Raw genomic sequence first — 14,020 nt, 5'->3', positions numbered from 1 at the left:
TTTTGCGATGTGAAGATACACAACACCTATATAAAAAGATGTATTGCCCTAGCAAAAAATGGGCTTCCAGCAGCAATGCCTAATCCCTCGGTAGGAGCCGTTCTCGTGCATAATGACTCGATTATTGCAGAAGGCTATACAAGTGCATATGGCGGTCCTCACGCAGAGGTAAATTGTATCGCTTTCGCGAAAGCGAATACCCCAGAACTCATTGCCAAATCTACCTTATACGTATCTCTAGAACCTTGCTCACACTGGGGAAAAACCCCTCCTTGTGCAGATCTCGTTATAGACTCAGGAATTAAACGCGTAGTGATAGGCACCATAGACCCTTTTGCCAAAGTAGCCGGCGCTGGCATAAAAAAACTTATTCAAGCTGGAGTTGATGTTACCGTAGGCGTGCTTGAAAAAGAATGTCAAGAGGTTAATAAACGCTTCTTTACCTATCACAATGAGAAGCGACCATTTATAATTTTAAAATGGGCCGAAACCGCAAATGGTTTTATAGCTCCTGCTAGCAGAGATAAGCAAGAACCGGTGTGGATTACAAACTCTCACTCTAGACAACTAGTGCACAAACTACGTAGCGAGGAGATTGGCATTTTAGTGGGCGGCAAGACCGTTATAGAAGATAATCCTACACTTACAACACGTGACTGGCACGGCAGCAACCCGACCAGAATTGTGATTGACACACAAGGCAACCTCCCTCAGGAGCTACACATATTTAATAATGAAGCACCTACAATAGTGCTTAATAACAGTGACCCAAAAAGCATCTGTAAAGAACTTTTTGAGCATAACATACAATCTGTTATTGTAGAAGGTGGCGCTGCTACCCTACAACGTTTTATAGATGCGGCTTTATGGGATGAGGCTAGTGTGTTTACAGGCCTTACAAACTTTAACGCAGGTATAAAGGCTCCCAAGAAAACAAGCCAATTTACACTACAATCTAGTCAACACATACAAGGTGACAGGTTAGATACTTACACACGCAGCAACTCTTGATTTACTTATTACTAAGCATAGCGGCTTCCAGTCTCATATTTGTAATCTTCAAGTTATTTTCAAAATTTGAAGTAAATACCTTGCAAGCCATTATCATAAACTATGTGGTCGCCTTTACTTGTGGTATCTTGTTTTATGAGGGCGGTACGACACTAGCTCAAGTTCCAGAACAGGAGTGGTTTTATGCATCTGCTGGGCTAGGTGTGCTCTTTATTATTGTATTTAACTTAATGGCATACACTACACAAAAGAGTGGACTCTCTGTGGTATCGGTTGCGACCAAAATGAGTGTGGGAATTCCCATACTTTTTGGCGTTTTCTATTACAACGAGTCGCTAGGGCTCTACAAAAGCCTTGGGATCATACTTGCTTTAATAGCCGTTTATCTCGCCTCTGTAAAAGCAAAAGATGGGATTGCTATAAAGAAAGAAAACCTCATCTTCCCAATTCTTGTGTTCTTAGGTAGTGGCGCGATAGATACTAGTCTTAAATTTATAGAGGGTGCTTATGTAAGTAATGGAGATGTACCCATTTTTAGTGCAACTATCTTTGGCGCTGCTGCCTGTATTGGCTTTTTAATTATAGGGTATCAAATCATCTCTAAGACATTTACATTTAAGCTCAAAAATATTGTGGCAGGTGTCGGTCTGGGTATACCTAACTATTTTTCTATCTATATGCTTGTACAGGCTTTGCGAGATCCAAGATTTGATAGCTCTACACTTTTTACCATAAACAATGTTGCCATTGTGATGGTAAGTACCTTTATAGGAATTCTGTTTTTTAAAGAAAAACTTCTCCTCAAAAACTGGATAGGCATTGCACTTGCCGTGGTGAGTATTTTGCTAGTAAGTTTATTTAATTAGAAAATAATTATACTTTTTTTTACGCTTTCGCGAAAGCGTACTCAATCACCCTCGCCCTATAATTCTACTAGCCTTGTTTATCTAAACATCACGCTAAAACCTCGTTAACAAAGGGATTACAACATACAAGCTCTGTAACATTTTGTAAATTATCTCAACATATCTATGTAACCAAAATGAAAATGATATGGGATTCGGTGGAGCAGCTCTTGCAGCAAATCAAGTAATGAGGAACAATAGAAACCTTCTTAAGCAAAAGCGTAAGAGAGGTGATCTATCTTTTGTATCTACTGTAAATGAAAAGTGGGTAGACCCTAAAAAAGCGTCTTTTGAACAACTTATGGAAATACGTAAACGTATACGTAGGGACAATAAACGCTATGCACGCAAAGTCATTATCTTAACAATTATAGGCTTTATACTATTAGCGCTTGCGCTAGCTATAATACCTTGGGATCTCATTTTTACAAATGCATTTAATCCGCACAAGAATTAAAATTTTAAACCTTTTTCTTTAAGAGTTTTAGCAATGCAAATACAAATACTGTAAGCGGAGCAACTACGTGTGTTGAGATTGTGGCACAATACTGTTGTACTGTAAAAACCTTTATATACGCTTGTGATGCTCCATTACTTAAACCATAAACTGAGGATATCCCAGATATTATACCTAAACCAGAAACAAAGAGCACTAAAATTAATAAGACAAAAATGGTGGTAAGTGATGGTGTTGTACCCCTATAATATCTTTTATAAACCATTACAAATGCCACACCAGAGAGAATACCTAACAAGATATGTATTACTCCCACTAGGAACGAGTTGTCAAATAGTAAGTTTGAGTTAAGCCCAATGACCCCATCGTTGAACACCTTTACGAGCCCTATAAAAAGTAAGAAAAGTAAAATGGAAGCTAGCGCAATTTTTATTCTAGATTGTTCGTCTTTCATTACCTTACTTTATAAGTCTAGTCTCTACGGTACTGCTTTGTCTCTTCAAAAACGTGATCAAGTATAGCGATGTCTTGTTCTGTAAGTTCTATATCACGACGTGCCATTGCTATTTTTGCCGTCTCGTAGGCCTTATTTGTCTTATGGGTTACAAAGCCACTAGCACCTCCCCAAGAAAATGAAGGAACAAAATTACGTGGGAAGCCACTCCCAAAAATATTAGAAGCTACACCCACTACGGTACCGGTATTAAACATTGTATTAATACCACACTTAGAGTGGTCACCCATCATAAGACCACAAAACTGTAGCCCTGTATTTGCAAAGCGACCTGTCTCATAATCCCATAACTTTACGGGAGCATAATTATTTTTAAGGTTTGAGTTGTTTGAATCTGCACCTATGTTACACCATTCTCCTAGCACACTATTGCCTAAAAAGCCATCGTGACCTTTACTTGAATATCCCATAAGCACGGCGTTATTTACCTCCCCCCCTACTTTACAGTGAGGACCTAAGGTTGTACCGCTATAAATTTTGGCGCCCATTTTCACAGCTCCGTGATCACATACTGCAAAAGGTCCTCTTACGAGTGCACCTTCCATAATCTGCGAATCTTTACCTATATAAATAGGGCCATCTGTCGCATTAAGATGTGAATAGTGAACTGTTGCTCCTTCCTCTATAAATATTTGATCTTTATTTATTGCTATTACGTGCTCTGGAATGTCTTGAGACTCTCTATCCTCGGTAAGCATCTCAAAATCTCTGGTGATTGCTTCTCCGTTTTTGGCAAAAATATCCCAAGTATGGGCTACCGTTAGAATATCTGGAGCAGTGTATTGTATACAGTCATAGGTGTCAAAATCTACTTCTTCACCCTCCTTCACATAAAAGGCAATGATTTCTTCTCCATCAAAAATGGCTTGTTGTGGTTCTAGGCCTTTAATAATCTGGGCGAGATTAGGAGAAGGGAGATAGGATGCATTAATCATCACATTTACCTCCAGCTCTACCATAGGCCATCTTTCTGAGAGATACTCTTCTGTAACGGTAGAGGTTGTTGAACCTAACACAAACTCCCATTTCTCACGTATGGTAAGTATCCCTATGCGCAAGTCTGCAACGGGTTTTGTATAAGTAAAAGGTAAAAGTTGATTGCGTACGTTACCGTCAAAAAGGATATAGTTCATCTCTAAGTACTGTTAGTCTGTTGTAAAAAATCGATTGCAAAAATGAGCATTGACTTATACCGCAAATGTAAAGACTCTTAGATAAAGAAGTGTATCTAGTTATAAAGAATACACACAAGTACAACTGTGTCTTACTTCTTCTTTTTTACAAGAATCGTCCACTCAAAGTTAAACTCAGAAACCTGCACACCGTCTTTGTTTGTCCCTACAGCTTTCATCCAGCAGGTTTGACCCTCACCAGTAGCAACCGCTTTATCTATAGCCTCTTTAATCTGAGGGCCATTATCACACACAAAGTGTATTCTGCCCGTTGCTTTTTTTGTAAAAGTGGCATTATTATTTGCCACAAGCATCGATATTTTTTTTCCGCTCTTTTGTATGTGTGCAATAACAAGTGCTCCTGTAGCAAGCTCTGCCGCCATACCCTGTACTGCCCAAAACATACTATTAAAAGGATTTTGATTAATCCAGCGATGTTTTACTGTGGTTACACAAGACTCTGGTGATAATGACTTAACACGCACTCCCGTAAGCCACGCAGAGGGTAGCTTAAACATTGTGAACGTATTGAATTTACTAGGTGTAGGAAAGGACATATCTATTGCTTTTAGACAAAAGTAACAATATTTATTAATACTATGCGTGCATATTAATATCTTAAATAAATGTTAATATTTAGTACTATGCGTAACAAAGTACCTTTTTTTAGACATATATTTGCATAAGACATTAATAGACTATGGAAACTAGCATACCCACACATAACAAAAATGTAGGAACCTTAATACATCTTTCTACCTTCTGTAAATACCTTTTCCCATTTGGAAATTTTATCGCGCCGCTCATATTATGGAGCGCTCAAAAGCGCAACTCTTTATTTATAGACAAGCACGGTAGAGATGCCATAAACTTTCAGCTCAGTATACTTTTATATTTTATTGCGCTGGCGGTAATAAGCATTCCGTTCTTTATTTATTTTATAGTAAGTGCTGGTGAGGGAAGCGCTAGTTTGCTTAACTATGGATACATAAATGACCCTAGTGACTTTGCAGATCTAGGTGGTTTTCTCATCACTGCCATTGTGGTAGGTGTGCTGGCTATAGGATTATTTCTTATAGAGATCATCACAGTAATTTCGGCAGCAGTGCAGGCATCACAAGGAGGCATTTACAAGTTTCCGCTTCTTATAAATTTTATCAAAGCTTCTGCCGTTGCAGAAACCCCAGATACTCAAGAGGACTAATCAACTCAAGAGCAACCTACTATGTAATGTAGTGGTATGACTATGTACGCTTTCGCGAAAGCGTAACAACAATTAATCAATCACCTGACCCAAATCAGGACCAAAACGAACAGTTTAATGTATTTAAAAATGGAAATCTATGAAGATTGAAAACACCAAAGCGCAAATGCGAAAAGGCGTGCTAGAATACTGTATCCTCTCTGTATTAAAAGACGAAGATGCATATGTAGCAGAGATCTTAGGCACGCTTAAAGACGCCAAGTTGCTGGTGGTAGAGGGTACAATTTACCCGCTTCTCACTAGACTTAAAAACGCTGGTTTACTCAACTATCGCTGGGAAGAATCTACCAGTGGTCCACCACGTAAATATTATGGACTTACCGAAACGGGTAAGATATTTTTAAAAGAACTCTCAACCACTTGGGATGAGTTACAGACAGCAGTAGCCGTAGTTACATCCACTAAAACCACAAAAAAATGAACAAGACAGTTAATATAAATTTAGCAGGAGTATTTTTTCATATAGATGAGGATGCTTACGGTAAATTACAGAGATATCTCGCTGCCATCAAACGTTCTTTTGAAGGTATGCAAGGTGAAGATGAAATTATAGCAGATATAGAAGCTCGTATCTCTGAGCTATTTTCTGAGCGCATTAAAGACGAGCGCCAGGTAATAGGCTCACAAGAACTAGATGAGGTGATTGCTGTAATGGGACAACCAGAAGACTATATGGTAGATGACGATATTTTTGAAGATGAGCCTGCAGCTAGCAGCAACTCCTCAAAAAAGTCAAAACAAGCACCACGTATCGCACAACGCCGTTTTTACAGAGATACAGATAACGCTTACATAGGTGGTGTATCTAGCGGTATGGGACACTATCTAGGTATAGATCCTTTGTGGGTACGTATAGGCTGGGTATTACTTATAGCGCTTACTTGGTTTACACTAGGAGGTACAGCACTTATCTATCTTGCTCTATGGGTATTTGTACCAGAAGCACAAACCACGGCAGATAAACTCGCAATGCGGGGAAAGGCAGTTAACATTGACAATATCACAGAAAAAGTAAAAGAAGGATTTGAAAATGTGGCTGACACCGTAAAGAGTGTAGATTATGATAAGTATGGTAATAAAGTAAAAACAGGAGCTCAGGGTTTTTTCGGGACTATTGGTAAGATTATTATGTTTTTCTTTAAAGTCCTTGCAAAGATTATAGGGGTACTCCTTATTATAACGGGAGCTACCGTGGTTATCTCTTTACTTATCACCTTCTTAACAGGTGGTGTAGTAGATCTATTTACTCCTAATCTAGCCGATTTACCGTGGGTAAATAATGAGACAGGACTGCCTATCTGGCTTGTACTTCTTCTCACATTATTTGCAGTTGGGATACCTTTCTTCTTCCTGTTTTATTTAGGACTTAAGATTGTTTCTTCTAACTTAAAATCTATGCCGGTGAGTGCAAAGCTTAGCCTCTTTGGCCTATGGCTTGTATCTGCGATTGTAATAGGCGTATTTTCTGTAAAAGAAGCTATTAAGTATTCTAACACAGAAACTGGTAAAGTAGTAGAGCGCACAGAGCTTGCGATAACGGCAAGTGACACACTGCGCATACAGATGCGAGAAAGTGATCGTTATGAGATTCCTTTTGGGCGATCTACTGGGTTTATGAGAACGATTAAGAGTGATACAGAAAATGTGACTATAGAGCGTGACGTACGTCTTATTGTGAGAAGTACTAAAGATAGTAATGGCTACATCCAGATAGAAAAACGAGCAGATAACTTCACGTATGAAGAAGCCCGTGAGCTAGCCTCATCTATACAGTATGATTTTAAATTACAAGACGGTGTTTTATCGCTTGATGGTTTTCTTACCTCACCTACTCAAAAATCATATGGCCACTGGAATGATCGCGAGGTACAAGTGATTGTATACCTTCCAGAAGGAACTACCCTCATTGCAGATGATAATACGTACTCATACCACCGCAATGATAGCAGGTACCGTGACATACTAGATAATGGAACAGAAGAGCAATACCTTACCGTAGGTAATGGCAAGCTTCTTTGTGACGGCTGTCCAGAAGATCGCAGTTATGATTACAATGATGATGATAACTCTTGGAAGCAATCTGGTAATGATTCTTGGGAAGAACGCAGTTATGAAGAAGGAGAAAATGCTCCAGAATGGGATCGTGAGCCAGAAACACCCCAGGCTCCTACGCCACCAGAAGCTCCTGACACAGACGCGCTACGAAATAACTAACCTACTATGAAAAACCCAACCAATCTTCTTTGGATCCTGTTGCTACTCCCCTTGATCGGAGTAGCGCAGGTGTCTAAGGATAGCAAACTTTATAAAGAAATTCTTGCTATAGATACTGCTCTTTTTGGCTCGTATAATAATTGTGATCTCGCAACTCACGAAGCTCTCATCTCAGAAGATCTTGAGTTTTATCACGACAAAGGTGGACTTTCTACCAGTAAAACAGATTATATGAAAGCTCTCAAGGAGAATATTTGTAATAAAGTACAGAGAACACTTACTCAAGGTACCTTTGAGGTACACGAAATAGCAGGTTTTGGTGCTGTGTCACTTGGAAAACATAGTTTTCACAACCTAGTAGAAGACAGCCACTCAGAACCATCTAAGTTTATTACCATATTAAAAGACACCCCAAAAGGCTGGAAAATCACACGGGTGATAAGCTTGCACTAGCAATCTATACAACTCAGTCATAAATTATTACAGTTGGGTAGGTTACGCTTTCGCGAAAGCGGACTTATCTACATCTTTACATCATCAATCAAAAACAATCAATCAAACAAACGAACCAATCACCAAAAAACCAATCATTATGACAACGCTCATCAAAACAATTTTAGGAATCCTTACCGCTTTACTCGTCACCTCTTGTCAGTTTGACATTAATCTAGGGCAAATGCACGGCGACGGAAATGTAGTTACAGAAGATCTCAACATCACAGAAGACTTTGACGAAGTAGTCGCTGGAAATGGCTGGGAAGTGTTTTTAGAAAAAGGAAGCACGAACGCCGTAATACTTGAAGCAGACCAAAACCTTGTAGATGCTGCCGAAATTTATGTAAAAGACGGGAAGCTAAAAATATACTGCGAAGACAATATCAAAAGTGCTACCTCAAAAAAGGTGTTTGTAACCTACTCAGAAAATCTTACTGATGTAAGCGTAAATAGTGGTGCAAGTCTCACTACAAAGGAAACACTTACTGGAGATGATATTGAATTTGACGCATCTTCTGGAGGCACAATGCGCGTACAAGTTTCTGCAAAAAATGTAGAGACAGACGTAAGTAGCGGTGGCGTGGCACGTATCTCTGGTAGTGCAGAGCGACTGGATGCTTCGGTTTCTAGTGGTGGTGTAGCGAGAATAAGCCAACTCAAATCTGTGAGTGCAAAGGCAGATGCTTCATCTGGAGGCGTGATGGATGTTTATGCTTCTCAAGATCTTAAGGCAGAAGCCTCTTCTGGAGGAATCATAAATTACTACGGTAGCCCAAGAAATGTGGATAAACCTAAAAAAAGCTACTCTGGTGGAGTTATAAGAAGCAAAGAATAATTACAATAAATAACATCAATCAATCAACACAAAAAATGCTCGATAGTATCGAGCATTTTTTTATGTATATAATAGTCAAGAGTTACAATCCAGCCTTTATTTTCATAAACTGGGCTTCTAGCAGTGCCATCTTTTCTTCTAGACCATCTGCCAGTTCTGGCACTCTGTGATAGAAGACGTAGCGTATGCGCCAGAGTTCTTTAATTTCTTTTATAGGAAACTCTAGGTCGTCTATATTTTTATGATCTGCTCTTAGGGTAATAGTATTTCCGGAGAGATAGCAACGTCTTAATACTAGTCTATCATTAAAAACGGCTAGAATGAGATGTCCATTATTGAGCTTTTTATAAACGTTTTTGGGGATCTGCTCACCTATTACAATATCCTTTGGAAAGAGTCCTTTGTCATTACTACTCATTTCCAAGTTATCTACAGTAAAGGCTCTGAAATCTTTTTCTGGGTTTACGGGTAGTTGTAAGACAGGCATATCTGCTACAAAAGCTTCCCTGTCATTATATAGTAGATAATCGTTTGTGTTTTTTGGGGTAATGCAAGGTATGGTAGCAAAGGTTTCTTTTGTAATCTGCTCGTGATCTGTGGTAAGGTCTGCTTTAAATTTGAGCAAACTATTTACGGTAAGCTCTTTTGTGAGCAAGTCATCTATAGGAATGCTAAAATAATTAGCAATTTTAATTACCGTATCTATTTTAGGTTCACTCCTACCCTCCTCATAAGCCCCTAACGTCCCTCTTTTCAGGTCAAAGAGCTCTGCAAACGACTGCTGACTAAGCGTCTTTACGGTTCTTATTTTTCGAATGTTTTTACCAAAGAATGACATATTTTGCTAATTTTATTTGCAAATGACAAAATTGTTTGTATATTTACCTAACAATTTTAGCAAAAAGAATTCACTTATGCTAATTTATTTAGCTTTTTCACGAAAGCGTAATAGCACAATCAAACATTCATCAATCAAAAATCAAACATTATGACCACTTTAATTATTTACATCCTGAGCCACTTATAAACAATTGGGTATTTACAGAGACAAGTTTTCGTATTATTAACCTTCCAATGTATTGGAACACAACACTGACACTCTTTATGAAGAACCACTTTACAATTACTCGAGATTTTTTATTAGAACTCAACTTTAATATCACTACAGAAAATACGGCAGATGGTATTATGGTTGTACAAAAGGAAAACTCAGGTATCAAAAACCTGATTCTGGGCATTGCTCCTCCTATTCTAATTATCGAGCAATTTATTTTTACCATCAATAACCAGTCAGAAAAGATTTTTAAAAGTCTGCTGCAAAAAAACCGAGATATCATACACGGGGCTTTTGTGCTAGATGATACTGGTAAAAAGGTCATCTTTAGAGATACCCTACAGATAGAAAATCTTGACCTCAACGAGCTAGAGGGTAGCTTGAACTCCCTGAGTTTACTTATGAGTGAGTACTCAGAACAGATTATAGAATTTTCAAAATATTAAAAAACGACATTATGAACATATTTAAACGACTTTTTAAAATAGGACAAGCAGAGGCAAATGCATCTATAGATAATATGGAAGATCCTATCAAGATGACAGAGCAAGGCATACGAGATATGAAAGAAGATCTTGCCAAAAGTGTAGAAGCAATGGCTCAAGTAAAAGCAATGGCCATACGCGCAAAAAACGAGCGTGACGAGCACGATGCAAAAGCAAAAGACTACGAGAGTAAAGCCATCGCTATTCTTAAAAAAGCTCACGCAGGATCTATGGATGCGACAGATGCAGACAGACTAGCCAAAGAAGCCCTGGCCAAAAAAGAAGAAGCACAGTCACACGCTACACGCGCTGGTGAGGATACCTCAAAATTTGAAGGTAATGTAGCACAACTACAAGGCACTATCCAGACTATTAAAGATAACATAAGCAACTGGGAGAACGAGCTTAAAACACTCAAGGCACGTGTAAAAGTGAGCGATGCTACTAAGAATGTAAACAAGCAAATGGCGGCCCTAGATAACACTGGCACCGTGAGTATGCTAGAACGAATGAAAGAAAAAGTAGCGCAAGAAGAAGCTCTTGCAGAGGCTTATGGAGACATCGCAGATACTAATAAAAGTATAGATGATGAGATAAACGCCGCTGCAGATACTAGCGAGGAGAAAGTAGATGACGAGCTAGCAAAACTTAAAGAACAATTAGGGCTAGGTAATGACAACGCCTAGCCATCATAAACCTTAAAACCATCAACCATTGGACAACTTTATAAATCTCATATTTTCAGAAGTTAATATCATCTTGAGCGTCTTATTGATACTCTTGATCATTTACTGGGTACTTACCTCGGTGAGCGGTATTGATTTTGACTACGATATGGACATCGACATAGATCTCGATGTAGATGTAGATGCAGATTTTGACATCAACACCGTAGACTCTGGTAGTATGGATTTTGAAGATGTCTCAAGTGCAGAGGTAGACAGGTCACACGTTGTAAATAAAAGACGTAAACCGCTTAAGTGGTGGCAAGTATTTTTAATTTACTTCAACTTTGTAGGTCTTCCATTTATGTTCACCTTTACGGTATGGGTATTTTTATGGTGGCTTTGCACCCTAGTAACCACAAGTATTACCGGTAGCTATGCAACTAGTTTTGGTTACATACTTATGTTGAGCTGTATGATCCCTGCTTTGTTCCTTACTAAGATATTTACCACTCCATTTAAGTCATTTTTCAAAAATTTGAATAAAGATGGTGATAAAGCTACAGACTTTTTAGGTCGTGACGCAGTGTTGCTATCTACCATTTCTGGAGATAAGATGGGCAATGCAGAGGTACTAGCAGATGGTAACCCTATGAGTATTTATGTAAAATCACTAGATGGGTCAGAAATACGCTTTCGCGAAAGCGTACTCATCATCAAACAGTCACCAGATAAAAATTACTTTTTAGTCAGCAAATATTAATTAAGCGTGTAAACGCACATTCATAATCAACCAAAAACAAAAATCATCAATTTTATGGAAAACCTACCATCTATCGCCATCGCCCTTGTTGTGGGTATTGTGGCACTCATTGTTATTTACTTCCTCATCATCGCGATGTTCTACAAAAAGGTACATCAAGGCCAAGCCTTGGTTCGCACAGGTTTTGGCGGGACAAAAGTAGCGACAGATAAAGGGCTCTATGTGGTTCCTGTCTTTCACCGAGTAGAAGTAATGGATATTTCTGTAAAGAAAATCCAGATTGAGCGTCTTGCATCAGAGGGCCTTATTTGTAAAGACAATATGCGTGCAGATATCAAGGTAGCCTTCTTTGTACGTGTAAATAATGAAGTTGAGTACATTAAGAAAGTAGCTCAAACCATAGGTGTGCAACGTGCATCACGTCAAGAAACGCTAGAAGAGCTTTTTGAGGCAAAATTTTCTGAAGCGCTTAAAACCGTGGGTAAAAAGTTTGACTTTATACAGCTTTATGAGGCTCGTCGTGAGTTTCGTGATGAGATTGTAGACATCATTGGTACAGATCTTAATGGATATACTCTTGAAGATTGTGCGATAGATTACCTAGAGCAAACTGCAGTTACACATCTTAAAGCAGATAACATCCTTGATGCAGAAGGTATTAAGAAAATTACAGATCTTACAGCTGCACAAAACATCAAGGCAAACCTTATTAAACGTGATGAGGAGAAAGTAATACGCAAGCAAGATGTAGAGGCTCGCGAGGCAATACTAGAACTAGATAAGCAACTCGCCGAAAAAGAAGAACAGCAAAAACGTGAGATCTCAAACATAAAATCTCGTGAAGAGGCAGAGATTCTTAAAGTTGCCGAAGAAGAGCGTCTCAAGTCTGAAACTGCTCGCATTGCTACCGAAGAAAAAGTAAAAGTAGCCGAAGAAAATATGCAACGCCAGATCATCGTAGCTGAGAAAAACAAGCAACGTACAGACAAGGTGGAGACAGAGCGTGTGGAGAAAGACCGTATGCTAGAACTTACCGAGAGAGAGCGCGTAGTAACACTGGCTCAAATCGAAAAAGAAAAAGTTGTTGAAGTTGAGAAAAAGAACATTCAAGATGTGATACGCGACCGCGTGATGCTAGAGAAAGGTGTGGTTGAGGAGCAAGAAAATATGAAAGATATTGAGGCTTTTAAAACTGCAGACCGTTCTAAGCAGGTAGCAATCACAAATGCAGAGGCAGCAGCTCAAGAAGATCTTATTAAGACCATAAAAGCAGCCGAAGCATCAAAAGAAGCAGCAAAACAAAAAGCCGAAGAAATTAATATCGAAGCACTAGCGCATAAAGAAGCAAGTGAGAAAGAGGCAGAAGCACGTAAAATTCTTGCCGAAGCACAAGCTAAGGAAGAAGCAACTGTAGGTATGTCTGAGGCACAAGTAATGCACGCTAAGGCAGATGCAAACGAGCGTCAAGGTATTGTTGAGGCAACCGTTATCGAGAAAAAGGCACTTGCAGAAGCTGCCGGAATTGAAGCAAAAGCTGAGGCAAAACGTAAAGATGGTCTTGCAGAGGCAGATGTAATTAAAGAGAAAGCCCTTGCAGATGCCGCAGGTATCGAAGAGAAAGCAAATGCTATGAAGAAACTTGACGGTGTAGGTAAAGAACACGAAGAGTTTAAACTACGTCTTGATAAAGAACTTCAAGTAGATCTTGCAGAGATTAATGTCCAGAAAGATATTGCAGATGCGCAAGCACAGGTTATAGGCGATGCTCTTAAAGCTGCAAATATTGATATTGTGGGTGGTGAGACTATGTTCTTTGACCAGATTATAGGGCAAATTACAAAGGCCAAAGGTTATGACAGACTCGTACACCACTCAGAAACGGTGACAGAGGTAAAAGATGCCATTTTAGGTAGTGATGATGTAAAAGGAAACTTGCTTGAAAAAGTAAAAGAATTTGCAGATAAGTACGGCATATCATCTGAGGATCTTAAAAATGTGACCATTGCAAACTTACTGATGGATTTAAAATCTAAATCTTCAGACAGCGATGAGCAAACCTTATTCAGTAACCTATTTAACCTTGCAAAGAGATTAGGATTATCTGATAAGAAACTGAAATAAAACTCAGTAAACAACGGCAGCTTGCACCCAGTGAGATGGCAAGCTGCTGGTTGTTTTTACGCTTT

The 14,020-nt window shown here is 39.0% G+C and carries 16 protein-coding genes; 12 read left to right on the top strand and 4 right to left on the bottom strand.

Translation table 11 applies throughout. The annotated features are described in order from the left end of the window. The first annotated feature begins 9 nt into the window (after positions 1 to 9). From ribD to ABVM49_RS08455, 3 genes are all read left to right on the top strand, one after another. Positions 10 to 1,011, top strand: a complete 1,002-nt coding sequence (gene ribD / locus ABVM49_RS08465; protein ID WP_405201493.1) for a bifunctional diaminohydroxyphosphoribosylaminopyrimidine deaminase/5-amino-6-(5-phosphoribosylamino)uracil reductase RibD — start codon at positions 10 to 12, stop codon at positions 1,009 to 1,011. Beyond that, positions 1,008 to 1,877, top strand: coding sequence for an EamA family transporter (locus ABVM49_RS08460; RefSeq protein WP_405201492.1), 870 nt, complete (start codon positions 1,008 to 1,010; stop codon positions 1,875 to 1,877). Before ribD ends, ABVM49_RS08460 begins: the two co-directional genes overlap by 4 nt. Positions 1,878 to 2,064: 187 nt before the next feature. Further along, on the top strand, positions 2,065 to 2,373 hold the full coding sequence (locus tag ABVM49_RS08455) for a hypothetical protein (RefSeq protein WP_405201491.1): 309 nt from the start codon (positions 2,065 to 2,067) through the stop codon (positions 2,371 to 2,373). 4 nt (positions 2,374 to 2,377) lie between these two features. Here ABVM49_RS08455 and ABVM49_RS08450 read toward each other — a convergent pair whose 3' ends face one another. The 3 genes from ABVM49_RS08450 to ABVM49_RS08440 all read right to left on the bottom strand — a co-directional run bounded on the left by ABVM49_RS08450 (position 2,378) and on the right by ABVM49_RS08440 (position 4,616). Further along, positions 2,378 to 2,827 (bottom strand): hypothetical protein, encoded by a 450-nt coding sequence (locus ABVM49_RS08450; protein WP_405201490.1) that lies wholly within the window; start codon positions 2,825 to 2,827, stop codon positions 2,378 to 2,380. A 17-nt stretch (positions 2,828 to 2,844) separates the two neighbouring features. After that, on the bottom strand, positions 2,845 to 4,020 hold the full coding sequence (locus tag ABVM49_RS08445; protein WP_405201489.1) for a GlmU family protein: 1,176 nt from the start codon (positions 4,018 to 4,020) through the stop codon (positions 2,845 to 2,847). 131 nt (positions 4,021 to 4,151) lie between these two features. Beyond that, positions 4,152 to 4,616 (bottom strand): DUF4442 domain-containing protein, encoded by a 465-nt coding sequence (locus ABVM49_RS08440; RefSeq protein WP_405201488.1) that lies wholly within the window; start codon positions 4,614 to 4,616, stop codon positions 4,152 to 4,154. Positions 4,617 to 4,759: 143 nt separating this feature from the next. On the opposite strand from ABVM49_RS08440, the gene ABVM49_RS08435 reads away from it, so the two are divergent. The 5 genes from ABVM49_RS08435 to ABVM49_RS08415 all read left to right on the top strand — a co-directional run bounded on the left by ABVM49_RS08435 (position 4,760) and on the right by ABVM49_RS08415 (position 8,867). Then, positions 4,760 to 5,263, top strand: a complete 504-nt coding sequence (locus ABVM49_RS08435) for a DUF4870 domain-containing protein (protein ID WP_405201487.1) — start codon at positions 4,760 to 4,762, stop codon at positions 5,261 to 5,263. A 139-nt stretch (positions 5,264 to 5,402) separates the two neighbouring features. Beyond that, positions 5,403 to 5,744 (top strand): PadR family transcriptional regulator, encoded by a 342-nt coding sequence (locus ABVM49_RS08430; RefSeq protein WP_021778399.1) that lies wholly within the window; start codon positions 5,403 to 5,405, stop codon positions 5,742 to 5,744. Then, positions 5,741 to 7,537: a PspC domain-containing protein gene (locus ABVM49_RS08425; RefSeq protein WP_405201486.1), complete on the top strand. Its 1,797-nt coding sequence runs from the start codon at positions 5,741 to 5,743 to the stop codon at positions 7,535 to 7,537. The genes ABVM49_RS08430 and ABVM49_RS08425 overlap by 4 nt, the downstream gene beginning before the upstream one ends. Positions 7,538 to 7,543: 6 nt before the next feature. After that, positions 7,544 to 7,990 carry a nuclear transport factor 2 family protein gene (locus tag ABVM49_RS08420; RefSeq protein ID WP_405201485.1) on the top strand — a complete coding sequence of 149 codons (447 nt, stop codon included), beginning with the start codon at positions 7,544 to 7,546 and terminating at the stop codon, positions 7,988 to 7,990. 139 nt (positions 7,991 to 8,129) lie between these two features. Continuing rightward, entirely contained in the window at positions 8,130 to 8,867 is a 738-nt protein-coding gene (locus ABVM49_RS08415) for a head GIN domain-containing protein (RefSeq protein WP_021778396.1), read from the top strand. Positions 8,868 to 8,949: 82 nt separating this feature from the next. Here ABVM49_RS08415 and ABVM49_RS08410 read toward each other — a convergent pair whose 3' ends face one another. After that, positions 8,950 to 9,705 (bottom strand): helix-turn-helix domain-containing protein, encoded by a 756-nt coding sequence (locus ABVM49_RS08410; RefSeq protein WP_405201484.1) that lies wholly within the window; start codon positions 9,703 to 9,705, stop codon positions 8,950 to 8,952. Positions 9,706 to 9,971: 266 nt separating this feature from the next. Here ABVM49_RS08410 and ABVM49_RS08405 point away from each other — a divergent pair, with 266 nt between their 5' ends. Genes ABVM49_RS08405 through ABVM49_RS08390 form a run of 4 tightly spaced genes read left to right on the top strand, consistent with a single transcriptional unit; the run spans position 9,972 to position 13,955 of the window. Continuing rightward, positions 9,972 to 10,367, top strand: coding sequence for a hypothetical protein (locus tag ABVM49_RS08405; protein WP_035334318.1), 396 nt, complete (start codon positions 9,972 to 9,974; stop codon positions 10,365 to 10,367). 11 nt (positions 10,368 to 10,378) lie between these two features. Then, positions 10,379 to 11,092, top strand: a complete 714-nt coding sequence (locus ABVM49_RS08400; RefSeq protein WP_405201483.1) for a PspA/IM30 family protein — start codon at positions 10,379 to 10,381, stop codon at positions 11,090 to 11,092. Between the two features lie 28 nt (positions 11,093 to 11,120). Next, positions 11,121 to 11,834: a hypothetical protein gene (locus ABVM49_RS08395; protein WP_021778392.1), complete on the top strand. Its 714-nt coding sequence runs from the start codon at positions 11,121 to 11,123 to the stop codon at positions 11,832 to 11,834. Between the two features lie 54 nt (positions 11,835 to 11,888). Continuing rightward, on the top strand, positions 11,889 to 13,955 hold the full coding sequence (locus ABVM49_RS08390) for an SPFH domain-containing protein (protein ID WP_405201482.1): 2,067 nt from the start codon (positions 11,889 to 11,891) through the stop codon (positions 13,953 to 13,955). Positions 13,956 to 14,020: the final 65 nt, after the last annotated feature.

Source organism: Dokdonia sp. LLG6352-1 (genome assembly GCF_045055815.1).
In the GTDB taxonomy this organism is placed as follows: domain Bacteria; phylum Bacteroidota; class Bacteroidia; order Flavobacteriales; family Flavobacteriaceae; genus Dokdonia; species Dokdonia donghaensis.
This window is presented reverse-complemented; position numbering and strand designations above follow the sequence as displayed.

What these genes read in the sequence shown, in the direction of transcription:
- ABVM49_RS08455 (WP_405201491.1), top strand. Translation starts at nt 2,065, where the DNA reads ATGGGATTCGGTGGAGCAGCTCTTGCAGCAAATCAAGTAATGAGGAAC.
- ABVM49_RS08450 (WP_405201490.1), bottom strand. Translation starts at nt 2,827, where the DNA reads ATGAAAGACGAACAATCTAGAATAAAAATTGCGCTAGCTTCCATTTTA.
- ABVM49_RS08445 (WP_405201489.1), bottom strand. Translation starts at nt 4,020, where the DNA reads ATGAACTATATCCTTTTTGACGGTAACGTACGCAATCAACTTTTACCT.
- ABVM49_RS08440 (WP_405201488.1), bottom strand. Translation starts at nt 4,616, where the DNA reads ATGTCCTTTCCTACACCTAGTAAATTCAATACGTTCACAATGTTTAAG.
- ABVM49_RS08435 (WP_405201487.1), top strand. Translation starts at nt 4,760, where the DNA reads ATGGAAACTAGCATACCCACACATAACAAAAATGTAGGAACCTTAATA.
- ABVM49_RS08430 (WP_021778399.1), top strand. Translation starts at nt 5,403, where the DNA reads ATGAAGATTGAAAACACCAAAGCGCAAATGCGAAAAGGCGTGCTAGAA.
- ABVM49_RS08425 (WP_405201486.1), top strand. Translation starts at nt 5,741, where the DNA reads ATGAACAAGACAGTTAATATAAATTTAGCAGGAGTATTTTTTCATATA.
- ABVM49_RS08420 (WP_405201485.1), top strand. Translation starts at nt 7,544, where the DNA reads ATGAAAAACCCAACCAATCTTCTTTGGATCCTGTTGCTACTCCCCTTG.
- ABVM49_RS08415 (WP_021778396.1), top strand. Translation starts at nt 8,130, where the DNA reads ATGACAACGCTCATCAAAACAATTTTAGGAATCCTTACCGCTTTACTC.
- ABVM49_RS08410 (WP_405201484.1), bottom strand. Translation starts at nt 9,705, where the DNA reads ATGTCATTCTTTGGTAAAAACATTCGAAAAATAAGAACCGTAAAGACG.
- ABVM49_RS08405 (WP_035334318.1), top strand. Translation starts at nt 9,972, where the DNA reads ATGAAGAACCACTTTACAATTACTCGAGATTTTTTATTAGAACTCAAC.
- ABVM49_RS08400 (WP_405201483.1), top strand. Translation starts at nt 10,379, where the DNA reads ATGAACATATTTAAACGACTTTTTAAAATAGGACAAGCAGAGGCAAAT.
- ABVM49_RS08390 (WP_405201482.1), top strand. Translation starts at nt 11,889, where the DNA reads ATGGAAAACCTACCATCTATCGCCATCGCCCTTGTTGTGGGTATTGTG.